Origin of the sequence: Longimicrobium sp. (assembly GCF_036280135.1) — a bacterium.
Lineage (GTDB): Bacteria > Gemmatimonadota > Gemmatimonadetes > Longimicrobiales > Longimicrobiaceae > Longimicrobium.
Window position 1 is genome coordinate 1 of the sequence record NZ_DASURI010000702.1, and the last position, 4,793, is coordinate 4,793.

3 protein-coding genes are annotated in these 4,793 nt (G+C 72.4%); 1 reads left to right on the top strand and 2 read right to left on the bottom strand.

The features are described 5' to 3' along the window. Positions 1-512 precede the first annotated feature (512 nt). Both VFZ20_RS22575 and VFZ20_RS22580 read right to left on the bottom strand, forming a co-directional pair. Entirely contained in the window at positions 513-1,976 is a 1,464-nt protein-coding gene (locus VFZ20_RS22575) for an alpha/beta hydrolase (RefSeq protein ID WP_329686214.1), read from the bottom strand. A 604-nt stretch (positions 1,977-2,580) separates the two neighbouring features. Next, positions 2,581-3,300 (bottom strand): class I SAM-dependent methyltransferase, encoded by a 720-nt coding sequence (locus VFZ20_RS22580; RefSeq protein WP_329686215.1) that lies wholly within the window; start codon positions 3,298-3,300, stop codon positions 2,581-2,583. Positions 3,301-3,438: 138 nt separating this feature from the next. Here VFZ20_RS22580 and VFZ20_RS22585 point away from each other — a divergent pair, with 138 nt between their 5' ends. Next, positions 3,439-4,689 (top strand): HAMP domain-containing sensor histidine kinase, encoded by a 1,251-nt coding sequence (locus VFZ20_RS22585; protein ID WP_329686216.1) that lies wholly within the window; start codon positions 3,439-3,441, stop codon positions 4,687-4,689. The last annotated feature ends 104 nt before the right edge of the window (positions 4,690-4,793 follow it).

Consider the following 4,793-nt stretch of genomic DNA (forward strand, 5'->3'; position numbering starts at 1 on the left):
CACAAACTGCGTGGGGCTTCAACAACGGAAACTCCGCTCTGGTGCACACGTTCCGATCGCCGCTGGGGCTCCGCGAAGGCGGACTTCGCGAGTTTCCAGCCGGCGAATGATGCCAGCTGCGGATCTGAATCGGCGTCGCGAGGTCCCAGCCCCCGGCGAATGAATTCGCGGCTCTGACTGCGCGATGTCGGCCTTCGCCGACAGCTCCTGCCGCACGCCATCGCTGTGCACACCGGCCGCGTTCGAACCATCGAAGCCCGCCCCGCTGCACGTGGCGCCGCCCGTGCTGGGGCCAGTCCGCGAAGGCGGACTTCGCGATTTTCCAGCGGCGAATTCATTCGCTCCGGCTGGGAGACGGCCTTACCGGATCAGATCCGCAATCTGCTCATTCACTCCGGCTGAGGGGTGGCTGACGGGCACGAGGGCTATCTCCGCGCCGAGGCCCCCTCCCGCTGTCGACTCGCGACCTCCCCCGCTGCGCGGGGGAGGTGATTCATCGCTCGGCTCCGTCTCTACCGATTCGCGTCCGCCTCCTCCTCCGACACCACGAACGGTGCGAGGCGGATCTGCGACACGCAGGAGGTGTCGAGGCCCTGCACGGTGCCGCGCTCCAGGAAGTCGCTCACGATGCCGGCCAGGCACGGCGACTGGGCGATGTGCCCGCCGGGAACGACCACGTGCAGGCTGTTGCGCAGCGTGCGCGCCGTCTCGTCGCCCAGGCGTGGCGCGGTGGCGGGATCGTACGCGCCGGACACCAGCAGCGCGGGCACGTCGGAGACCACCGGGTCCATGCTGCCGGCCGGGAGCGGGCGCGTGGGCCATTCCGCGCAGGCGGCGCGCTGCGTCCGCACGCGCTGGTCGCCCAGGAAGGTGTTGCGCGTCAGGGCCACGATGTCCGCCTCGGTGATGCGCGGCATGTCTTCCTGGCAGATGGTCGACATCCCCAGCCCCAGGTGCAGCATGTCGCGCAGGGCGGCGTTGTTGGCCAGCGCGGTGGCGGCGAACGCGGTGTAGTCGCCGCCGTGGGCGCGGTGCAGCAGCAGCGGCAGGCGCCGCGCGCGGTCCCAGCCGTACATCGTCACCCGCACGCCCTCGGCGAACGCGTCGGCGTCCAGCGTGAGGCCGATGGGCGCGCCGGTGGCCTGATCGCGGAGGATCACGCGCGCGGGCTGGCGCCGCAGCCGCTCCATCGTCTCGGCGAACTCGGCGCGCAGGTTCGGGAAGGCGGCGGAACAGGCGGCCTCGCGGGCGCACAGGGCGAAGATGGAATCCAGCGCCGCCTGCGAATCGGCCGCGTGGTACAGCGGGTTGCGCGTGGTGGGCGGATACAGGCCCGTCATGTACGCCGTACGCGCATGTCGCGGATACTGCCGCAGGTAGAACAGCACCACGCGCGTGCCGTACGATCCGCCCTGCACGTTGATCCTGTCGTAGCCCAGCGCGCGCCGCACCTCGTCGACGTCGTCCACGTAGTCGGCCGTGGTGTAGCGGGTGAGGTCTGCCCGGGGCTCCAGCTCCGCGCGGCACCGGCGAAACAGCGCGGGCTGAAAGATGGGATCCAGGTAGCCCTGCGGATTGTCGGGGCTTCCGGAGAGCTGGCAGTGCAGCGCGTGCTCGCGGCTCGTTCCGCGCTGGTCCACCAGCACCACGTCGCGGTGCTCGCGGTCGGGCGCGTCGGCCCACATGGCCGCGAAGTCCGTCGCCGCCTGCCCGGGACCGCCCACGAAGAAGAAGATGGGGTCGGGGCGAGGCGTGGCGCTCCGTGCCGGCACCACCACCACGGCGAGCGGGATGCGGCGTCCGTCCGGCTGCTCGCGGTTCTCCGGCGCCCAGTAGGTGCCGCAGCGCCCCGTCTCCCCGCCGGGCGACAGCTCGCAGGGGCGCATCTCCAGCGTGGGCGCGGGTGTCTGCGCCGCGGCGGAGGTCGCGAGCGTCGCGGTGACGGCGGCCAGGAGGGTCGTTTGGATGGCGCGCATGTGGATAAGCGGGCTCGCGTGATGGCGGGATGCGGATGTCAAGTGCTGTATGCTGGCGGCTTCCGAAAGGTTGATGCCGCGAGTACAGCCCGCCGCGTCCATCCGTTGGGCGGAGTGCGAGACGAGCCGAGGGATCGAGCGCGGAGGCTGTTTGGAAACCTGCGTCCGCGATGCGTCATTCTGAGGGAGCGCCGCGTATCCCATGAACGCACGCAGACCTATGGCGCGACTGAGGATCTTGTGTGCGAGACTCGGAGGCGGATTCCGTGCACGAGGGCGATCCCCGAGCTTCGCGGGCAAGATCCTTCGTCGCCGCCATGGATCACGCACGGACAGCGTTAACGCGGCGGCTCCTCAGGATGACGCTTCTGGCCCATCCGGGCCATTCACCATCCTCTCAGGATGACAGCGGGGAGTCCGGTCCAAAAAGTCCGACGGCCGATCCAGATCTCGGTTTTGGGGGGTAGTTGGATGTATCCCGAGGCTGCGATCGCGCGTCTAAGCGCATTCTCGAAAGCCGAGTTTTCCACCGGGAGAGCGAGTCTGACTTCTTAGACCGGACTCAGCGGGGACAGACCACGCGACGCGGTTTTCATCCATCCCGTCACTCCGCGCGGCGGAGGCGGTGGATGCGGACGCGGCTCTGGGCGCCGGCGGCGGAGGGCTCCATGCGCACGTCGGCCTCGTCGGCGCGCCAGCCCTGCTGCCGCAGGGTCCGCAGGAAGTCGCCCGCGTAGACGCGGCCGGGATCGGCCACAAGGGCGGTGCCGCCGGGCGCCACCACGCGCCCCAGCAGCGCCGCGAGGATGTCGACGTTGCGCGGCTCGTACAGCACGTCGGCCGCGATCACCAGGTCGTAGCCCCAGCCGCGCGGCGGATGGCGCCAGTCCAGCATCTCCGTGCGCAGCGGGTCCAGGCCGTTGCGCGCGGCGTTGACCTCCGCGAACCGCAGGGCATCGCCGTACCAGTCCGTGGCCAGCACGTCGACGCCGCGGCTGCGCAGGGCCAGCGAGGGCAGCGCCACGCCGCATCCCAGCTCCAGCACGCGCGCGCCGCCCCATCCGCCGCCCGCCGTTCCGTATCCGCCTCCCCCGTCGGAGTCCCCGCCGGCGGACGCATCCAGGAGGTGCCGGGCCAGGCCCCGCGCGGACGGCCACAGCTCCGCCCAGTACGGCAGACGCTCGTCGTCGGCGAACTCGCCCTCGTCGATCAGCTCGTCGGCGGCGCGGGGAAGGATGAGGTCCACCGACCAGTCCCCGTGCTCGAACCGCTCCTCGCGCACGTCGAACCGCGCGCGCAGCTCCGCTTCCAGCCCCTGCTGCATCCGCCTCCCCGTGTCGTATCGACGCGCATCGCTTGCCCGGACCGCCGCGCGTGGGCATACTTGCTGTGCGGCGGCGCGATGAAAGCTCCGCGTCGCGCCCCCGCGGGTCAACCCGCTCCCCTGGTTGCGATTCGTGTGATGCTCCGGCGCAGGCCATTCGAACGCCGGCTCCGCCGTGCCCTGCTGCTGTTTTCCGTGCTCCCCTCGCTGCTGCTGGTGGGGGCGGGGGCGTACGTCATCGCGCGCGCCGTTCGCCTGTCGGACGGCGTGGGTGCGTGGGAGCGGGTGGGCGGGAGCGGCGGCGAGCTCATCCGCCGCGCCGAGCAGTCCGGCGACACGGCCCTGGTGCGCGCCGCCGCCCGGCACCGCGACGAGCTGGAGGTGAGCATCACCAACGCGCGGCGGTGGGAGTACCTCATCAACCGCACCATGATCCTCATCCCCCTGGCGGGGCTGGTGATCGGCGGGGTGCTGGCGTTCCTGTCGCTGCGGGCGTCGCAAAGCATGGGGCGGCGGCTGTCGCGGCCCGTGGAGGAGCTGGCGGGGTGGGCGGGGATGGTGGCCCGCCGCGAGCCCCTGCCCGCGCCCGACGGGCGCGCCGCCGCGGACGAGTTCGCCACGCTGCGCCGCGCGTTCCGCAAGATGCAGGCGGAGCTGGCCGCCGCCCACGAGGCGGAGCTGGAGGCGGAGCGCGCGCGGACGTGGGTGGGGATGGCGCGGCGGGTGGCGCACGAGCTCAAGAACCCGCTCACGCCCATGCGCTTTGCCCTGCACACGCTGCGGCGCGGCGCGGCGGACCGCGAGGACACCCGCGAGGCGCTGGAGGTGATGGAGGCCGAGAGCGCGCGGCTGGAGGAGCTGGCGCGCACCTTCGCGCAGCTGGGGCGCATGCCCGAGGGGCCGCCCAGCGACATCGACCTGCGCGAGCTGATGGACTACCTGCTGCGCACGCACCTGCCGCCGCACGTGGCCTCGTCGCTGGTGGGGCCCGAGGGGCTGCCGTGCGTGCGCGGGCACCACGACGCGCTCTCCCGCGCGTTCGCCAACCTGCTGCTGAACGCGGGTGAGGTGGTGCAGGCGGCGGGGGGCGGATCGGTGCGCGTGGAGCTGCGCGAGGCGGGCGCGCAGGTGGAGGTGCGCGTGCTGGACGACGGTCCGGGCATTCGCCCCGAGCACGTGGAGCGCGTGTGGGAGCCGGACTTTACCACCAAGGCGCGGGGCACGGGGCTGGGCCTGGCGCTCGTGCGGCAGACGGTGCAGGCGCATGGTGGCCGCGTGTGGGCCCGCAACCGTCCGCAGGGCGGCGCCGAGTTCGGCGTGGCGCTCCCCGCCGCGCGCGGTGCGGAGTCCGAGGTGGAGATGTCGGGCGCGGGAAACCGGCAGGATTGAGCCCTGATCTCCCGCGGGGAAGGACCGGCACGTTCCAGCTTGGAAGCAGAGGGTCTACCGCGGGCGAGGGGGGGCCCCCCCCCCCCCCCCCCCCCCCCCCCCCC